The sequence below is a fragment of the Burkholderia stagnalis genome (assembly GCF_902830275.1).
GTDB classification, from domain to species: domain Bacteria; phylum Pseudomonadota; class Gammaproteobacteria; order Burkholderiales; family Burkholderiaceae; genus Burkholderia; species Burkholderia stagnalis.
Map to the genome: position 1 here is coordinate 1 of NZ_CADESW010000131.1, position 209 is coordinate 209.

Consider the following 209-nt stretch of genomic DNA (forward strand, 5'->3'; position numbering starts at 1 on the left):
AACGAAGTCGGATCGGACGTGTTGCCGGCGATATCGGTCTGCCGGACCTGTACGTCGTTCAGGCCTTCGACGGCGCTGAAACTAGTGTTCCAGGTATGGCCGCCGTCGGTCGAGTATTCGACGGTCGCGCCGGTCTCGACACCGGTGAGGTTCAGCGTGCCGACGTTGGTGACGTGATCGGACGCGCTGCTGCCCGAATCGGTGGTGAG

Annotated in this window: 1 protein-coding gene; it reads right to left on the bottom strand. The window is 63.2% G+C overall.

Annotated features, from left to right (window positions below; translation table 11 throughout):
- The coding region (locus tag HWY45_RS36545; RefSeq protein WP_176118549.1) for a chitobiase/beta-hexosaminidase C-terminal domain-containing protein at positions 1–209 on the bottom strand (209 nt) is incomplete at both ends.